Below are 18,875 nucleotides of genomic sequence, written 5' to 3' on the forward strand. Positions count from 1 at the left end.
CGATGTGTTTTTGCTGAATTTGTTCGCATTCGACTGCAAGATTTAGAGCTTGTTGGGGAATTTTGCGAAATTTATCCAACGCTACAAACGGATGAGCGGTGCGCCTTCAAAGGGCGTTTGCAGTTGTACGAAAGCAGTTTGGAGCAGTTTAATTATGTCTTGCTCAATGCGGTACCTTTGTCTCCGTGGAAGGAAGTGTTAAGTTTCCGTTTTGACTTGTTACTAAGTTGTATCTTTCTGAACAAACTAATACAAGGCCTTATCTATGAGCCGATATTTTACAATAAAAACGTTTTTCTTTTTCCTCGCTTTAGCGCTACTATTCCAGATAGTTGCTCGAATACAGGTAGCTTATGAAGCCAGGAAACACCAAGACTATATCGCGTCGCTCAAGGATACGGCTTCTCCCAATGTACAAACATTGAAAGATACTATCCTCATCGATTATTTGGGAACCAAAAGAACCCTCTGGATTTATCTGCCTCCAAATTATGCAATGGACAGTGTGCGTTATCCGGTGATCTACTTCATGGATGGGGCTTCTTTGTTTAGTGAAAAAATAAAAGAAGGTATGGAGTGGCAGGTAGATGAAGTAATGGATAGTATTGCCGCCGCAGGAGGGCCGGTCGCAATCGTTGTAGGCATCGATAATTCAGATGATCGGCTGACGGAATATAAGCCTTTTCTCTCCCCTCATCTTCCGGAAGAGACCTCGGTCACCGGCGACCAACACGCGGAATGGATAGCTAGCGACCTGAAGGATTGGGTAGATAGAAACTATCGCACGCTGCCCTCCCCCGAGACAACGACCATTGGTGGTGCCTCCCTCGGAGGACTAATGGCCTATTACGCACTCACGACTTACCCGGATATCTTTGGGAATGCAATCGTTTTCTCGCCCTCTTTTTGGGTTAATGAACAGGTATTTACGCTACATCATAACGTTTCGGACCTCAATGACCACCGTATTTATCTCAATGTCGGGGAGCAGGAAGGCGGCGATCAACGCGTCAATGCACAAAAAATATACGACCTCCTATTGGCCGGGGGAATGTCAAAAGACAATATCAGGTTTGATATAGAAGCAGGGGAGGGGCATTCAGATCCTACTTGGCGCAAGGGGTTTCGGAAGGCTTATCCTTGGGTGCAGGGTAGGAGTGTTAGTGATTTTTGATTACATCCTGCACAAATGCATCCCGCTTGCGGCGTGCTACCGGAACCTGCGACCCATCACGCATCACCAAAGTGCCATCGCTCTGGTACTTGCTGATCAGCTGAATGTTGATGAAATGAGACTTGTGGACGGTGTAGAAGCCGTAGGTCTTGAGCAAATCTACGAAAACGCCAATGTTGTAAGAGCTGATGATACAACTGCCATTGGTCAGGTAAATCTTGGTGTATTTTTGCCAGCCTTCGCAGCGTACGATATCCTTTACGGGCACAAAATCGTAGGATTGGGTGCCTGGAACAGCAATCTGGGTTTCCTGATCGCCGAGATGATTGAGGTTGTGTCGCAGGTTGTCGTAAAGCTGAACTTTTTGCCGATTCTCAATACGAACAGTTGCTTTGTGAACGGCTTTGATGAGGTCTTGGGTGTTGACCGGCTTGAGGAGGTAGTCGACAGCACTGATCTTGAGCGCATCCAGCGCGTAGTCGTTGAATCCGGTAACGAAAATAATTTCAAAATTGATCGTTTTTATTTGCTGAAGCAACTCAAAACCATTGCCACCAGGCATTGCAATATCGAGGAATAACAAATCTGGTGGGTATTTTTCCAAAGCCGCTTTTGCTTGGCTAATATCTCCCGCAGTTGCTATTACGCTTACATTTGGGCAGTAGCGTTCCAGTTTCATTTGGAGCACTTTTAGCAATTTAGGCTCGTCGTCGACTAATAGGGCTTTAATTGTTTCCATCCTCTAAAAATTTGAAATAAATGGTCACCTGGGTACCTGGATATTCTTCTTGCTCAGGCTCGGCCTCCGTAATGGTGTAGTTCACCTTTACCAGGTCGGCTGCTGCCAGGGTGTCAATTTTATCTTGTACAATCTGCATCCCTCTGCTGTGGTGCCCAGTGCGCGTGCGTTGTCCTGCCCGTTTCCTGCCGATGCCGTTGTCGGTGATGGTGCAGCAGAGGGTATCTTGGTCAATTTGACTAAAGTGAATGCTTAAATAACCCTGCCCATCACGTCTTTCGCTCAGACCGTGGTTGATGGCATTTTCTACAAAAGGCTGGATGATCATGGTAGGGACTTGTAGGCCACTTTTTAGTAGTTCACCGGGAACCTTGATAGCTACTCGGAACAGCTCTTCGAAGCGCATCTGCTCCAGGTCGGTATAGTTGGTGAGTAAGGCTATCTCCTGTTCGAGCGGAAGCAGGGTCTCCCGCGAGCTATCCAGGTATTGCCGCATCAAGCTGGCAAAGCGCGTCAGGTAGTCGTCGGCCAGATCTACTTCCTGGGTTTGGATAAAATACTGAATAGACCCTAGCGCATTGAAAATAAAATGAGGGTTCATCTGCGCTTTCAGTGCTTCCAGCTCCATGACGGCCAATCTTCGATTGAGGGCCTGCTCATTGGCTAATTGTCGTTTAGCTACTTGCAAGCGTCTTAGCCCTAAACCCATCACCAAAGCCAAGAGGCTGACCAGAAGCAAGGCCTGAAACCATAAACGCTGCCAGAGGGCGGAGCGGATGTAGATCAATGTGGGAGGAAGTTCAAATCTCCGGCCATAAATGTCAATGGCTGCGACGTGGAATTGGTATTCCCCGGGCCGGAGGCCGCTATAACGCCGAGAGCGTTCTGGACTTTCTTGCCAATCAGCTTCCAAGGGTTCGAGGCGGGTCTGGTAGTGGATGTGGCCTTTGCTGGCATAGGAGCGGAGCAGGAAAGCAAAATCCAGTTGGTTGGTCGTATAAGGCAACTTCGTCAACGCTTCCGCTGAAACGGGAGACCCATTGGCGGTAATGGCTTTTAATTGAAAAGCATTTTTTGCTGGCGCAGGGAGCTGGTGCGTACGACGCTGGAGCTCGTGTAGGCCTTCATTGGAGGCCACCAACAGCACACTATCGCCCAAGGCCAAAACATCATCAATCTCCAAAGTGGGCAAACCGTCTAAGTGGGTAAACTGCTGGTAGTTTTCTCGCTGCTGCGTCGGAACCGTAAAAATACCATTGTTGGTAGCTAGTACCACCCCCCGCCTGCCATCGGGTCGGATAGCGCGGATGTGGTTGTTTGAAATGATTTTTTTTAGTTTTTGGGTGTCGAAATCGTAACAGAACAAGCCATTGCTTTCCGTACCAATCCACAGCATGCCGGGGGTACCGAAAAGTGCCGAGATGTTTTTGAGTTCGGCTTCGTGGGGCAGAAAGGGGACTAGTTTATCGTTTTCAATAATGGAGAGCCCATCAATATCTCCACCGTAAATCGTACCCGTTTGCGGGTGGAGGTAAAGCAAGCTCGCCTTGTCGGCAAGTGCGGTAATCTGGCATGGTTCCCCATCTACCGGGGCCAAATCCCAGCGGAAAATCACATTGTAGCCAGGGATACTGAATAGTTGTTTTTTCTCAGCAAGATAGACGGCTGACGTAAAGTTGAATGTCAGAAAAGATGACTTCATTACAAAGCTCGGTGACTGTACCTTAGCCCAGGAACAGCTTCTAAAAATAGTACTTAAAGATGATTGAGCTCTGGCGAAATTAGCAGTTATGTCTAGCAGCAGTAATTCGTCGGATAAAGAAAGACACAATTCCTCCTCCAGCCAGATGGCCGTTCGGAAATGTTTTCCCGATGCTGGTTGGTAAATACTCCTGACGGTATCCACAGCAATATCATAAATTTGGCCGTTTTCGGTGATGCCAATTATCCGGTCATCCGGCGTTCTCATCAAGCGTTTCAGGTACTGGTTGCCGGATGTGGGCAAGTTGCGCTTGCGCACCCCCTGATAGGCAAAAGGAATCATAAGTAGCCCTCCGTTGCGGGTGCCTTGCCAGATATTGCCTTCCCCGTCAGTGTAGGTGCGCAAGGGAACCCAGGCTTGTTCTTTACTGGTCCAGACTAGTTGCCTTAGCAACTGGCCGGAATGATCCAATTGGACACTACCCGCATCTGATTCCAGCCAAACGGTAGCATCGCTGATGCTGAAATTGGTGTAATACTTTGGTTGTAATCCATAATCAGTAAAAGAAAGCTGCCGGGATTGCCCATTGCTGGTATTTAAGAATAAGTATCTGCCAAGAGGACTAGGCATTGTGAAAATCCACTTGGAGGGTTGTGCCGGAAAGGAAGCATACTTTAAGGTTTGTAGAATACTATCGATCTTGATATTAGGCACCCCAAACCACTGCTGCTCTTCTTGCCAAAGCAGGCTATCATTGACTAGATAGAAACAATCGGAGGTGGTGCGTGGATATTTACGGATTTCATGACGGCCTACTTCCCAAGTGGTGATGCTATCCTTGGTGGCCGTGTGAAAACCTTGGACGGATTCCCGATGAAAGGGGGTGTTGGGATAGGATTGTTTTGCTCGCCACTCTTGTCCAAACCGTGTAAGTTCTTTTGTGGTGAAGGAATAGGGATTCAGTAAAGTTTTCCAGTGTTTGTCGTAAGTGCGCAAAAGGCTCTCAGATGAATAGGAGGGGGTGCCGCTAGGTAGTAAGGTGATGAGTGCCGCTGGTGCATCATCCACAATGTGAATACTGTCATTCAGCAGGTAAGCTGGCCGGTTTTTATAAGCGTAGAGCCAGATTTTATCGTCGGGTGCCCGCAGTGCCCAGGCGATGTCATTGCCGGGCAAGCCATCCGCAGTGGTATAATGCTGGAAGGTGTAGCCATTAAATTTGGCCAGGCCATTTTCGGTGTAGGCCCAGATGTAACCGTCCTTATCCTCCACTACGCCATAGACATAGTTGGTCGGCAAGCCATCCGCCGTCGTGTAGCGGTAATAGCTGGGGCTTTGGGCGCAGAGCGTATTCAATACTACGCAAAACCCGACCATCAATAATGGACGATAAGATAATAAGGTGCTCATCATTACAATAATAAGCAAAAGAGAAAACAAGCTGGGCATTTTCGGAGGATCGGTAATTTTCTTCGGAGGAAGGGTAAGATGACCGTTGGTCAGGTGATAGTAACCGAAGGTCGGTTGGTAGTTGGAGCCATTTAGGGTGCCGTCTATATTTGGTAACAACCTTTAAGCGTGGTCATAAAATCCGGTAAGGGCTGAAGATATTGTCTTTGTTTAGTGACTGATTAGCGTGCTTAATAACAATACACTCTGATTCGAAATCAACCATAAAACCCTTTTGTCATGGTACGAAAAATGATTTTTATAGCGCTGTTCTCTATGGCTTTACTCCTTGGTACAGCTTGCGATGATGATAATGGACCACAGCCAGGCGTTCCTGATAACTCCTTCGCTATTGGCACAACCAATTATCCTACGACCAATGCCTATCTACTGCTGGATGATGGTCCAAATTACTTGGATCAATACGGTATCCTACTAGCTGATACTGATTTTAGAGAAGATAATGTCAACGGTATTTCGATGAATACCAACGGCAAACATGCGGTAGTGCTTTGGGTCAATAATAGCTCTACGCTATTCACCAATGAACAAGATGTTATGATCAGTATTGGCACTCATGTCCTTGATGAAGAATCTACTGCCATCTACGATATTATACAATTTGAAGACACCTACCCTTTGGGCACAGATACCTACGGCGAGCCCAGTGAAAACGGAGCCAGTGTTGTAGAAGCTGGTAGTAGTGGTGGTGGCAATGTCACCATCAATTCGGTTACTGTCGACTACACCGCAAGGACAGCACAACTGGATATTTCTTACACCCTCACCAATGGAGTAGTGAGCCTCAACGGTCAATTTATTGGCAACGCGGGCTTGCTGAATGGCTTCTAAAAGCGGGGGCTTTTATTCTTATCTAAATCTAACTTTATGAAAACCCTATTAACAACACTCCTCTGCCTCCTCTGCCTCCTCTGCTGGCAATGGAGCGGCGCACAGAATGCCCTGCACTTTGACGGTCAAGACGACTGGGTACAATTACCGCTGACGGGCACAACGCTCGCCAACCCTAATCCCGATTTCAGTATTTCCCTCTGGTTTCAAACCGAAAATACGGATACCAGTCCGCTCTGTAGTGGAAGCTATAAGCGATTGCTAAGTTTGGGTAGTGCTGGCAACCGATTTGAAATTGGAGAATGTGGTAACAATGCCTTCAACCTGTTTTATCAGTTACCAAGTAATAGCCTTACCACAACTCAGATCGCAACCTTGAGTACTAACACCTGGTACCACCTGTGCGTGATTAAATCCGGGTTTAATATTGATGTTTTTCTGGATAATGTATCCATCTTCAGCACGACGCTCAACCCGGACCCTACCAATCAGTTCGATTTCTTGCGCCTGGGGCATTGGCCGGGTGGTGGTTTAACAGCTAATCAGGATTGGCTCGGCACCATCGACGAATTTCAGTTGTATGATACGGCACTGCCCCCAGCCGTTTTGTGTGGCCAGCGCTACTGTCCGCTGAGTGGGAATGAAGCCAATTTATTTGCCTATTGGACTTTTGATGACCTAGGTATCGTACCTGGTGGAAACAATACAGCCATCACACAAATTACCGACTATTCCGCAGCCGGAACGAATGTTGGGCTCTTCGGTGCAGCTGGGAATTTCTTCTCGCTGAACGGCCCTACGAGTAATTTCACGGCCAATAACGCGCCCGTAGTTTTTCCAGCCCTTCACGGACTTAACCTGGAGATTCGTGATTATCCTTACCAAAATAATTTACTCACCGGCATCTGCGATGGCGACCCCGTCCATGTTTGTCTGGATGACAATGGCCTGATTCCTGGGCCATACAGCAACGTCACCGTCCAGTGGGAGTTTTCGGATGATGGCGGAAGTACTTGGGCGACTGTGGGTACCCCATCCTTTCAGGATTTCTGTTTTCCGGTGCTACCTGCCGAAATACAAGTTCCCTGCCCTGGTAATACCGATGGCTTTGTGGATCGTAAGTACCGCGCCATCAGTACCGCAACTGGCCCTACGGGTGAGCAGTGCGATTACGTAAGCAACGAATACGATCTGCAAATTTGCTGCCCCATTACGGGTGCCAACCTGACGGTAGTGCCTGGTGGCCCCTTCTGCGAAGGCGACCTGGTCAACTTTCAGGTGGACCTCAATCCCCTGGATCCTTTCGTGGCAACACCTGGGCCCAATGTCACCATCGATTGGTGTTTTGTTGATCCCACCGGGACTACGCCCTTACCCGCTTATGCTAATCAGACCTCCTTCAATTACCCCACCTGGACAGCTCCTTTCCCTCCAGGCGGCACGCCGGGCAGCTACTGCTTTGAAGCCAAAGTGAGCAATTGCCAGGGCAAATTAGCCACCTTTCAGCAGTGCGTTACTGTCGATCCACAACCTGTTTGTGGTACGATAGAAGGTTCTCCGCTCGGTAGCCCGACGAACCTGACACTCCTGAGCAGCTCGCCCCTGGTCTATGAAATTTGTCCCGGCAACGATGCTAAATTAGAGATCGCTACGCCTTTTCAATACTGTATACCTCAGTGGCAATACAGTTTCACGCCAAGTGTTCCCGGCAGTTGGGTGAATATGGGCTTGTCTGGAAGCATTCAGAATACCAATATTCTACCCGGGAATAACTACAACTGGCCCGCTGGTGCTACTTCCATCTTTTACCGCATCCAGTGCAACCCATTGTCCAGCCCATCGGCTTGTGATCCTTGCTTTAGTAATATGGTAGAGATTCAATTGAAGCCTACTCCGGCCATCCCGATCATTGCCGGACTTAACCAGGTTTGTCTGGAAGACTTGCCCATTATTCTCAATGTTAGCAATCCAGATGCTAGTCTTACTTACACCTGGTATCACGATGGGCTGGTAGTAGGAAGTGGCACGAGCCTCACCATTTTCGAAGGAGGCTGCTACTGGGTAGAAGCTACCGATGGTTGCCATACCGTAGTGAGCGACCAGCATTGCGTGGAAGTTTGTGAGACCGTTGCGGTTATTAGTTGCCCGCTGAGTCCTAATGAATGTGCCAAACTGGGTGATTCTATCACTTTGTCGGCGTGCGATTCATATAATACCTGCTCAGGGAGTAGCGGCAGCGCACTCACTTACCTGTGGTCAACGGGTGCTACTACTTGTATGATAACAGATACGCCAGCAGCCGGTGGCACCACCTATTCCGTCACCATTACTGACCCTGTTACGGGCTGTGAAGATATGGCCCAGCGCACGGTGGTGCCTTGTGATGTGAACGAATAAAACCCTTTTAACGCAAAGTCAGTACCGAGAGGCACTGATTCAACAATAGAATTATGAAAAAGCTATTTATCCCTTGCCTAGTCGTCCTGCTGTGGGGACTGCTGGGTATCTCAAACATAAATGCCCAGTGTAATCCCAGCTGTGTGCAAACAACCAATCTTAATTTCAGTACCGGCTGGGACGAACTTGCTGGTGCGGTGATAAGTGCCGGTCAGATTGATCCTCATTGGCGATTGATGAACATTCCTCCAGTGACGGGTACACTGCCAGCTTCGGTGGCTACGCCTACGGCCTACGCGATCAATCCGATTAACACTACCTGGAATGTTATTCCGGGCAGTATGCCTTTGTCAATGGCCAACCAGGCTGCTTTCGGGCCTAATAATGCCAACCCTACACAGCCTTGGCGGTTTCGGCGCTACTTCTGTGTCTGCCAGGACACGGAAGTACTCCTCAGTGGCCGCATCAAAGCAGATGATACGGGTTCGCTGACGCTTTATGATGGTAGTGGGAGTCCGATGCCATTTTCGGTAGCATTACCCGCTGCGCCGAATACCAATAACTTCAATGTGGGGGTGCCCTTTAACCAGGCGCTTTTCCTGCCAGCGGGCAACTATTATTTTGAGTTTTCCTTGTTCAATACCAATGCTGTCGCCAGTGGCTTTGCGGTGCAGGGAACGATGACGAGCGTCAGTAGCCTTTCGCTTTACGATGAGCAATTGGGCTGTTGCGCCGTTTCCGTCATTACCGGGCAGAAAATATTGGATAATGATTGTAATCAGCAATTTGACCCAACGGTAGATCAGGTAGGGGTTGGGTTCGTTTTTGATTTGATTGATAACAGCACCGGAAACGTCGTTTCTACCACCCAGAGTGATGCTTTTGGTGAATTTGAGTTTAATAATTTGCCACCTGGCAGTTATACCGTTCGGGAAAGACAGCAAATAGGCTGGCTTGGCTCACCTTTGAGCATTCAGGTGACACTTGGCGCTTTAGATGTACAAACCGTTACTTTTTTCAATTGCCCGTTCACACCCACCGTATGGGCGGGTTGTGTCTACGGTGATGTCACCGCTAACCCTACGAACATACGAGATGAAAAAGGCTTGGCACTGGCCTACGATGGCGGTTTTTTTGGAAGTAATAATACCCATACTTTTTGCAGTACCAATGTCCCTCTAGGCCTACAAGGTGACCAGCAGATTGTGGCTAAACAATGGGACAATGCCACTGGTGCCCTCCAACCTAATGCGACCCTAAGTGATTTTACAGACGTAGACCCAGGGGCACAAACGATTGAGAATTTTCACGTCATAAGAACCGCTATGCCTTGTAGCGGCGGCACCTTTGCCGCAGTAGGCACCACTAATAGTGGCAATAATAAGGATGTCTTTTACGCCGAATACAGTACCAATGGCGTGATGCTTTCCTATGCGGACGTTACGAGTACACCGGGCCTGAACCGGGAGAGTGTTCACGAACTTATATCGCTTACTAACAATGACTTGATGTGGATAGGGACCCAAATTCCTGCGCCACCGCCTGCTCCGGTTAGTCAGGTCATTGTCTCGGTCTTGACGAGTTGCCCTTCAAATATAAGCCACCAGACGTTCCAGTTTACAGATGCTACTGGCCCCGTTGCGGCTACGGGCCGTTCGGTGCTGGAGCTGGATACCCCTTTGCCAGGGCACCCCAACGCAAGATATGCACTGACGGGAGCCAAAGGTAATAAGGCCTATCTCCTCTTGTTGGATGCTGCCCTCGTGCCCACTTTCGCTATTTGTTATGATATTGATGGTGACCCCGGCACTCGGGAAGAGACTGTCCGTATTCGCCGAGATGGGGATGATCTTTTTCTAATAGGCAATTCCCGTAGTGTCAGCTTGACGGCCAGCCCTAATGAGCGGATTTTTTTACTGAAACTTGGCTTTGCGAGCCCTACGCCTATCCCCTTAATTTTGGTGAATAAGTTGTACAACCTCTCTGGCGGTGGCGAAAAGGTAGTAGATGCAGAAATTAATTTCAATGGCGACCTGATACTGACCGGAGTATCGGCATTGCCCACATCAATAACTTCCTCGGCTGACCCTGAATTGCAAAAGACCTTTTTAATGGGACTGGATCCATTTGGTAATCAACTATGGTTGAACCAGGTCTTACTACAAGAAGGGTCGGAGCCTGCCGACTTGCAGCTGCAACCTATTATCGATCAGATTAATATTATTGGTTCTTGCTGGACCAATGAAACCGTGACGACCGATATTGGTACAATCATCAATGTCCGTAAATTTGATGAGATGTTCCTGCAAGCTACCCCTTTCGGGGAACTCACTATCAATACAGGATGTCTGGGTTCACTAGAAGCTTCGGTTGTAAATCCTACTGCCGTACTCAGTGATTTTATTCCTACTGCCACCACTCCTGCCTTTGATTTTATTGCGGGTTCATTGTACCATGATGATTACTTCGTACGTCCTGAATTTTGCTTCAATGGACAGGGAGGTGGTGATGTTATTTGTGATAGCCTGCAGATTACGGCGACCAGTATTCCAAATCCCGATGGTTTGTGTTGTTACGAATTGGATTATGTCAACAACTCCCCTGGACCCGTTTATGAGCTGTGTATAAAAGCCATAAGCTCGGTCACTTTTTCCAATATTGCCGTCGATCCTGCGCTGACTTACACCCTTAATGCCGCTGGTGATGAGATCAGGATTCGTAGTGCCAGTGGCCCTGCTTTGCCCTTTGGTCAGCTACCGGCAGCTATCCAGTATTGTGTGGCGGGTGCGGGGAATTTCTTTGCGGTCAACTATTTTTGGAAAGACATTAGTGGTAATATCGTTTGCGAAGACCTCGGGGAGATCGCTTGTTCTAATTTTGAATGCGACTTCACCTGGGAGGCCGATTGTTGTGAGGTGCAATTCTTTGCTTCCACTACTGGTACCAGCACTTATATCTACGAATGGGATATTCTTTGTGATAACCCCGCCAGCCCTGAACTGACGGGCCAAAATCCCAGCTGGACTTTCCCGGGAACGGGTACATATCCAGTATGCCTGAGCGTGATAGATGCCGCTACCGGAGCAGTCTGCACCGTCCAAAAGCAAGTCACCGTCACCGATAATCCCCCCACACTTACCTGCCCGCCAGATATTACGATCTCCACCGACCCCGGCTTGTGTACTGCGACCCTTCCGCTGGTAGACCCTATGGCGACCGATGATTGTACCACCATGTTTGTTTTTGGCTGTACCATGTCGGGGGCAACCACCGGCCCGGCGATTTCACCCGTAACCCTCAATAAAGGCATCACCACCATCACCTGTGCCACCGAAGACAGCAAGGGCCAACTGGCTACTTGTACCTACAACATTACGGTGGAAGATCAGGAGCCACCCGTAATCACTTGCCCGGCCCCGATCGTAACATCTGTAGCCGCCTGTGACGGTGGTGCTAATGTCACCTTTCTGCCACCAACCTTCGCCGACAACTGCCCGATGGTTACTTACGTTTGCAGCCACCAAAGTGGCGACTTCTTTCCCTGTGGGACTACGATGGTTACTTGCACAGCTACTGATATGGCTGGTAACCAAACGACGTGCAGTTTTCCGGTAACGGTCAATTGTGAATGCGCAGAAGTAGATAGTGGAGAGATCGAATGTACTGATGTAGACGACCAGTTTGCCTTTTCTTTTACAGTGATTGATCTGACCGGAGCAGGCCCGGGAGCTTGTACCATCAATGCGATTAGCACGCAGGCTGGTGTGACGATCAGCAACGTTACCATCACAGGTACGGGGCCGGCATATACAGTAGGTGGTTTAGCGACCATTTCTCCACCACCGGTGCCTAACACCATCAGCATTACGATCAACGTCAGCTGTGTCTGTCCGGATGGTGCCGTCCATGATTGCTCTTTTACCCGGACGCTGGCAACGCCTTGCTGTAAGGAAATCTCCGTTGACCCGCAGGAAGTGTGTAAAACGGGCGGAACTGTACAAATACCATTACTCGGTTGCAATACGCTCTACGATGTGCAACAGGTACGTTGGTACATCGCCGACGCACCCTGCCCGCCTAGCAGCTGGACCTTGATTCAGGTAAGCAATGGCTGTGCTGATCTCAATCTTAGTCCGATTTACCACAACGGTGATGTCTGTGTCTACGCAGAAGTTGATATGGGACCCGACGCGGGACCATGTACCATGCTGACAAGCAATATTGCGACCATTACGCTTTGCGAACCAGTGAGTTGCAACCTGTCATCAGATCAGGCTTATTGCTGGGTAGGAAGTGCCATCACCCCTGCGCCACTTACGGTAAACTTGAGTACTACCGCCTGTTTGGATAATATCAGATGGTTTGATCCGCAAGGCAACCCGATACCTGCTGCCGATGGTCAACTTACCTACCAGCCACCCGCTCTGAGCTTTACCCTGGCCAATACGGAGTGTTCCCAGTCGTATACTTATCGGGTAGAGGTGAGCAATGAATGTGGCACCCAAAGCTGTAGTGCGACCATCCGCCTGGACAACGAGGATGCGCCAGTAGGTACCCTCACTTTACTGCCACCGGATACCAACCCGCTCTGTTATGGCGAAGATGTTATTCTGGAATACGAGCCGGAATGCGCGGGTACGCCCGAACGCTGGGACTGGTTCCTACGCCTGGATGCCGTGCCTACTTACACGCCGCTCACGGCCAATGGTGATCGCAACCCGCTGTATTACTCCAACCGCCTGTACGCGGATACCTGGGTGAAGGTGGAAAAGACCAACGGCGTCTGCCCAACCGATGAGATTGAAATCTTGCTGGAAGTCATTGATCCGATCACGATCAATGCGTTTACGGCCCAGTATGATGATGTATGTACGCCTACTGCCGTCGACCTGAGTGTGGATTTTGACCCTAATCCTGCTGATCCTGGCTGTACCTATACGGTCACCTGGTACCGCAATGGACAAGTTATTCACACGATGAGTGGTGTTACCAGTGCGCCGGTAAACTACACTTATAATGGGCTTCCATTATCAGGAAACTATTACTGCGTAGTAGAAAGTACTTGCTGCCCCGGAGCGGTGCGTAGCCAGGTGGTCACCTTGGATAAACCGATGGAGGTTTATGTTGCCGGCCCTTGCTTCCGCTGCAACTGTGACACGATCACCTTGAATGGCATCGTCCTTAATCCATTGAGTGGCTTCAATTGCACCTACCAATGGTATGACAACGGGGTAGCTATTCCGGGAGAAACAGGTATAGATTTGGTCGTAGATTTTACCTGGGATGGTCCCTTTACTTTTGAGGTGACTTGTGTAAATGGTGGCACGACTTGCGTCAAGGTCGATACGTTTAACTTATTGCAATGTGGGGATCGCGAACCATGCACCGTCTCCGTGGATGAGGAGTTTAGGCTGCCGGCTCGAATATTCCCCAATCCCACGGAAGGGATTATCCAGGTTGAATTGACCGAAGCGGATCATTTACCGCGCTTGGAGTTGTTTGATTTGCAAGGAAAACTACTCCTTCAAAAAACCTACTCATCAGCGCAGTCCCGCTATCAGCTGGACATTCGTTCCTTACCTGCTGGTGTATATATTTTAAGAAGTTTCAGCCAGGAAGGTAAGATTTTGATTGAACAAGTGATTAAACAGTAATTGCACATTGCAACTGCCGACGAACTAAAGTCGGCAGTTGCTTTAATCAACTACAAAATCCAACTCCTATGCGATTCCCTTTTATTCTGATGATCTGCTTGTTACTGATGGCGGTCTCTACGGTTGCTGCTCAGTCGACTTGGGAAAACACCTTCTCCAAGCCTGATCATGATTTTCGTGATTATTCCATCACTACGGCGGTTGATGGGTCAGGAGATGTAGTGATTGCGGGCACTTTACATAACAAGCTCACCGACGAGCGACATATTCATGTACTTCGGCTCAATGACAAGGATGGCAGTGTCATCTTTGAATTTGTTTACACCGCTACTGGTAACAGCTGGGCCAAGAGCATTACGGCCTTTCAGGATGGGAGCAATACAGGCTATGCCATCACGGGTTATGTAGACGATGGCGGTGTCAACCGTACGGTCGTGCTGATGCTCGATGAGAACGGTGTAGTCACTCAGACCAAGGTACTGGAACAACTCTCCGCCACCACCAATGGTATGGGCTTGCACATCGCAGCTACACCGGATGCCTTCAATGATGGTTTTGTTATTGTAGGCATGGTACACGAGCCCCTGAATGGAGGTGATCTTCGAGGCCCGGATAAGCAGTCATTTTGCGTCAAGCTGGATCAGAACCTGGGCGTGGTTTGGGAAAAGTACTTTGACTCCAACGTGGGGCCGCTGTATACCTTGGATTGGGATGTAGCCAATTTTGTGACGCCCACCGATCAGGGCTACTTTATTACCGGAGGGAAGAACGGCCTTACCGTAATCGGTCAACAACGCCAGGGTATTTTAGCGCTGATGCTCGATGGTGCTGGCAACCAGCTATGGGATGCGAGTTACTACACCGGGAATTCCATTGACATGGGCGCGAGTGCCTGGTACGATCAGAGCAATCAAAAGGTATATGTATTGGCCAATATTTCTGTTAGTCACCATCTGGGGATCAGTGTCTTTGATGCACTTACCGGGGCCTTGGATGCGAGCCAATCCTTCGAAGCATCTTCCAGTAATTTCGAACTGGATAAATACGGCCATACTTTGGTCAAATCACCTTATGCCGATCATCTGACGATTCAAGGTAGAGCACTGGACTATTCCTGGTCGGGTGGTACGAATCAGGGGCAGATCGGTTTTTTGGTGAATTACAATTTGTCGGCCCAGTCGTTTGGGGTGCATTATTTAGAACCAAACAATTCTGCTGCCCTCAATAGCATTAGCACCTTTGACCCATTGATTCCCGAAGCCATTAGTGCCTGGTACTACCCACAGGCCTTGGTCAATCTGGATGCACTGAGCGGAGCGATGCTTTCTTATTGGGGAGGTGCTGGTGATGATGCGGGCTTATTGGTGAGGAAATTTCGCCATTCCAGCCCTGACAACTACGAGTTTTGTGAAGAGGGGAACAGTATTCTTTTGGATGTTGTGAATCCGGTGCTGGGGGATCCTGGCGTCAACTTAACGGAAAGCAACCCCAGTGCTATCACTGCAAGCCCTGGTTTTGCCGATGCTCCGGAGGCTACTTTTTTAGCCACCAATTGCCAGGAAATGCCACCGCTCCCAAGCATGAAAACCTTTGATGTTACTTATCAATTAGAACCAGATACCTTGTTGAATACGATGGACTTGGGCGTGGAGGTCGTTCAGGCAAGCAACGGCAATTATTTCACGATCGGCCATTCAGTGATCAATGGTGAATTGGAAATGGTGGTTGCTCGTTATGGTGTTGATGGGACGGTGTTGGGTCCTCCCCAGATTTGGATACACCCCAGTAGCACTTTTCTGGAAGTGGTTGAAGTAGAAGAGCTACGTGATGCAGCCGGTATTACGACGGGTTTGCTGGTACTGCTCTATGAAGACAATACAGGATCCGACAAAATGCACCTTGCTAAATTGGATGCTACCGGGTTGCTACTTTGGATAAAGGAGTTGAGCCTGGGAGATCCAGCGGTGAGCGAAGTACAACCCTATGATTTTGTTTTGCACGGTGATCTGGCGGTTATCACGGGAGCAGCTACCGTTGGTAGTACTACAAAAACCTTCATCACGACTTACGATCATGTAGCCATGTTGAGCGGTTGTGCCAACGTGTTGGATATTAATCCGGGCAGTGGAGCCGCACACAGCGGACGGGTGGTAGTAAACCGTGAGGATGAACTCCATTATGGTATCGCAGGGCTGCTGAACAATGACCTGATCTACCTTGAGGTAGAGTACGATTGCTCCTATTTTGCTTCCAATTTGGCCCTTAGTTATTGGGTAGACAACAACAACACAACCAAGGATATCCCTGTAGAAATTATTTACCAACAGTCGCCCCTGGTTTTAGCCATTGTTGGCTATCAGGAAAGCAGCAATCGCTTCTTTATACAACTGGGCCAACTGGTCAGTTTTTATCAATATTCAGGAGCTGAGGTTGTGGTGAATGACGCAGTGGTAAATCCACTGAATAACAGCACTGTTGTAGTAGCAGGGAACCTTCGTGCCAATGGAAATAGTACCGCTTTTTTGGCGGGCATTGATCTTTTTGACTTGATAAGCTCCAATAATGGTTTGCAATGGTCGCAGACTTATAATGATGCTGAATACCCGGAAAGTCAGGTATACGATATTACTCCAACTGCTGATGGAGGTTATGCCTTCACCGGTGGCAGCATCCAAAAAGATCGTCCTTCTACTGGTTTTGGAAGACTCAACTATTTTGATACCTGGTTGGTGAAAACCGATGGTCAAGGCGGCTTAGGCAATTGTGATTGTTCAGCGCCGATTGCGTGGAATTTTTCCAGCGGTGGCGGCACCGGTGCACCCACGGTATTCAACGGGCTGACCAGCCTGGCTGCTGTTGCTGCTACGACCACCCAGCACGGTTTGCACGATGCGGAGTACGTATGCGATCGTTATTGTCCTATGCCAGACCCCGAACCGTTTTGTACGGAAGATAACCTCATTCAGAATGGAAATTTTGAACAAGGTACGCCTACCCCCTCGGATGAAGACATTACCAATGCCAGCTTCTGGGGCCCTATCTGGCAACCTACTGCTGGATTTAGTACAGCCGATTTTTACAATACCAGCCAATTACTCCCTAGTGGCCTGGCTACTCCTTTACCCGCCAGCCAGGGCAATTTTGGGGGTATGTGGAGTGCCTATGTTGGTGGGCAGGTTTTTCGGGAAGGGATGATGAATGAATTGGTAAACACTATTTTGCCCAATACGGGACAATACGAACTAAGCTTCAAAGTAGCCTGCCTTGGGGGCTATTTTACCAATCCTGAACTAAGTATTTGGGGCGTTAATGCCCCTGGTTTAGCCACCGGAGCCAGCCCAGTCAGCTTCAGTATGCCTACCAATGACGGCTTTTTTGGCGGGGCGAATAGTTTTGAATTTGCCACCTATCCATTTCCAAGCAATTGTGATGAGCAATTTGTTACCCTCACTTTTGTACTGAATTCCGCCGACCCAGGGTTTCCTGCTGCCGGGATTAATCACCTCTTTTTTACCCGCAAGGATGGAATGGCAGGAGGTGTTTATATCGCGCTGGATGATGTGTGCCTTCGTCCATTGCAGTGTTGCGAAAGTGAGACGGCTTTCACAAATGCGATGAACGATTTTACCATCAATGTCAATGGTGCAACGACGACTGTGAGCAATCCCAGCCTGGCTGATTGTGATGAACTTAGTATTGCTTGGGGTGATGGACAGGTAGAACTCATCAATGCGAACCTGCTGCCGATAAGCCATGTGTATACGGGCTCCGGGCAGTACAATATTTGCATTGACGTTATGGAAGTTGCGGATGACGGTACGGTCTGTTTTAGCGATCAATACTGTAATATGATTAGTGAAACTTCCTTGGTACAATCAACTAATGAAGTAAAAGTCTTCCCTAACCCCACGGATGGACTGACTACTGTGAAGTGGGAAGAAGCTGGTGGATTTACACAGGTTTCAATAATGGACGTCAATGGGCGTGTTTTAATTCAAGAAGCCCTTGATCCAAGTGATTATGTTATGCAAATTGATATGAGCCGTTTGTCCAGTGGTGTTTATCTCCTGCTACTCAGCACGAATACAGGAGAGCTCGTGAGCAAACGAATAGTTAGGCAATAAGCTGTCTTAAGTTGATTGTCAAATTCCTTTATTGTGGACAGGCTAGAAAAGAAAACTGGATAAAACAGAATTGGAAAAATTGACTTATTTTCTAACACTTTTAAAACAGATTTTATGAATTTCAAATTATTATTTTTAGCTTTTGTTGTTCTTTCAACGGTTGGATGTAAGAAAGACACTTTTGATAACTACTTTACATCTGATGAAATAATTCAATTAGCTCAGGATTTAGCCCCTGAACAGACCGAGCTGACTACAGTGGAACGATTAGAATTTGATGAGACCGTAGATGAGGTAACACACGGTTTAATTTTTAAGTATTCTGGAATAAATGAAGAATCTTTAAACACAACCATTGCAATTCCACTAACTAATTCGGGAACAGTGTTTTCAATTTCTTCAACAGCTCAACTTATTTGTAAGAAAGTACAAGGTTGTACTGGATTCTGCGCTGTTAATAGATGGCTGAATTGTGAATGTTTTGATTCTGTAAATGGCAACTGTACAGCAATCAATGAAAATCATAACATTTCACCAGGACGTGTCCTTGATCCGTCTTTATCCGTCTCTATTTACCCGTGATAACGGAGTGCAGGGCAAAATTAATTTGCAGTGATTGAGGTTGATTTAAGTTATTTATTTACTGAATTCAATTTTAAATCACGATTGAATTGTTAGTTGGTGTTGTGGTTTTATGGTTTTGCCCTGTGCCTGTTTTTGACAATCTAATAGGAGAACCCGGTTGCGTCATAATAGACTTGTTCTGCCAGGATCATTTCGAAGG

The 18,875-nt window shown here is 48.2% G+C and carries 8 protein-coding genes; 6 read left to right on the forward strand and 2 right to left on the reverse strand.

Annotation, left to right across the window (positions count from 1 at the left end; all coding sequences use genetic code 11):
* Window positions 1-265 precede the first annotated feature (265 nt).
* Complete coding sequence (locus AB0L18_RS12160) at window positions 266-1,174, forward strand: alpha/beta hydrolase (RefSeq protein WP_367392862.1); 909 nt, start codon at window positions 266-268, stop codon at window positions 1,172-1,174.
* Here the strand turns inward: AB0L18_RS12160 and AB0L18_RS12165 are convergent.
* The gene (locus tag AB0L18_RS12165; protein WP_367392863.1) at window positions 1,161-1,913 is read right to left on the reverse strand and encodes a LytR/AlgR family response regulator transcription factor; all 753 of its coding nucleotides are present in this window, start codon (window positions 1,911-1,913) and stop codon (window positions 1,161-1,163) included. The genes AB0L18_RS12160 and AB0L18_RS12165 overlap by 14 nt on opposite strands.
* A complete protein-coding gene (locus AB0L18_RS12170; RefSeq protein ID WP_367392864.1) occupies window positions 1,900-5,184 on the reverse strand; it encodes a histidine kinase in 3,285 nt (1,094 codons plus the stop codon). Before AB0L18_RS12170 ends, AB0L18_RS12165 begins: the two co-directional genes overlap by 14 nt.
* Window positions 5,185-5,304: 120 nt before the next feature.
* Between AB0L18_RS12170 and AB0L18_RS12175 the strand changes: the two genes are divergently transcribed.
* The 5 genes from AB0L18_RS12175 to AB0L18_RS12195 all read left to right on the forward strand — a co-directional run bounded on the left by AB0L18_RS12175 (window position 5,305) and on the right by AB0L18_RS12195 (window position 18,673).
* Window positions 5,305-5,916 carry a hypothetical protein gene (locus tag AB0L18_RS12175; RefSeq protein ID WP_367392865.1) on the forward strand — a complete coding sequence of 204 codons (612 nt, stop codon included), beginning with the start codon at window positions 5,305-5,307 and terminating at the stop codon, window positions 5,914-5,916.
* Between the two features lie 36 nt (window positions 5,917-5,952).
* The gene (locus AB0L18_RS12180) at window positions 5,953-8,313 is read left to right on the forward strand and encodes a LamG-like jellyroll fold domain-containing protein (RefSeq protein ID WP_367392866.1); all 2,361 of its coding nucleotides are present in this window, start codon (window positions 5,953-5,955) and stop codon (window positions 8,311-8,313) included.
* A gap of 53 nt (window positions 8,314-8,366) precedes the next feature.
* Complete coding sequence (locus AB0L18_RS12185) at window positions 8,367-13,967, forward strand: HYR domain-containing protein (protein WP_367392867.1); 5,601 nt, start codon at window positions 8,367-8,369, stop codon at window positions 13,965-13,967.
* A 68-nt stretch (window positions 13,968-14,035) separates the two neighbouring features.
* Window positions 14,036-18,091 (forward strand): T9SS type A sorting domain-containing protein, encoded by a 4,056-nt coding sequence (locus AB0L18_RS12190; RefSeq protein ID WP_367392868.1) that lies wholly within the window; start codon window positions 14,036-14,038, stop codon window positions 18,089-18,091.
* A 114-nt stretch (window positions 18,092-18,205) separates the two neighbouring features.
* Complete coding sequence (locus AB0L18_RS12195; protein WP_367392869.1) at window positions 18,206-18,673, forward strand: hypothetical protein; 468 nt, start codon at window positions 18,206-18,208, stop codon at window positions 18,671-18,673.
* Window positions 18,674-18,875 lie beyond the last annotated feature (202 nt).

The sequence above is a fragment of the Lewinella sp. LCG006 genome, assembly GCF_040784935.1.
Classification (GTDB): domain Bacteria; phylum Bacteroidota; class Bacteroidia; order Chitinophagales; family Saprospiraceae; genus Lewinella.